This window comes from Actinomadura sp. 7K534 (assembly GCF_004348575.1).
In the GTDB taxonomy this organism is placed as follows: Bacteria; Actinomycetota; Actinomycetes; order Streptosporangiales; family Streptosporangiaceae; genus Spirillospora; species Spirillospora livida.
In genome coordinates this window covers 1-594 of the sequence record NZ_SMKB01000547.1, presented here as the reverse complement: position 1 = coordinate 594, position 594 = coordinate 1, and the positions used below count along the sequence as shown (strand labels likewise).

Here is a 594-nt window from a genome sequence, read left to right as displayed (position 1 = left end):
GGCCGACCCGCCCCCGCCGTCCCTGACCAGCAGGGCCGCCGCCTCGGCGAGCCCCATGTCCAGGTCGCGGGCGAGCCAGATCAGATGCTGCAGGGCCTCCCCGGGCGGCACCCCGAGCCGCCTGGCCAGCATGACGCGGGCCTCCGACAGCACCGCGCGGTCGCGCGCGGCGTCCCGCAGGTCGTCGAGGTCCGCACCGTGCATCCCGGGCTGGGTGCCCTCCGCTTCCGCCAACCGTGTCCCCCGTCCGGCGCTGTTTTGCCTTGGGAGAAAAAAGCTACATACGTCAGCGAAGGACTATTCGCCACGAACCGGGTGAACAGTCCAGATCTTTGCCCGGGTTTTCCGTTCCCGCCCGAACCTCAACACATTCGATGACCCTTCCCAGAGCCATCCGTTCCTCTCAGTGTGACCCACGTCACGCCCTATAGACCTGCTCCGTCAGCGCCGTGATCCGCGCCGCCGCCTTCGCGAACGACGACCCCTCCGGATGCAGCGTCAGCACCACCACGATCTTCTGCTCCCCCACGAGGCCCGTGGTATGCAGCACCGGCCGCCCGATCCCGAGATCCGGCCCCCACGCTGTCTCTTATA

2 protein-coding genes are annotated in these 594 nt (G+C 68.5%); both read right to left on the bottom strand.

Features of this window, described 5'->3' with window-relative positions; translation table 11 throughout:
• Positions 1-234, bottom strand: a 234-nt coding sequence (locus E1266_RS37635; RefSeq protein WP_132055387.1) for an ANTAR domain-containing protein, incomplete at its 3' end; no start/stop codon positions are given.
• A 184-nt stretch (positions 235-418) separates the two neighbouring features.
• Positions 419-550 carry a hypothetical protein gene (locus tag E1266_RS39995; RefSeq protein WP_279436382.1) on the bottom strand — a complete coding sequence of 44 codons (132 nt, stop codon included), beginning with the start codon at positions 548-550 and terminating at the stop codon, positions 419-421.
• Between the last annotated feature and the right edge of the window lie 44 nt (positions 551-594).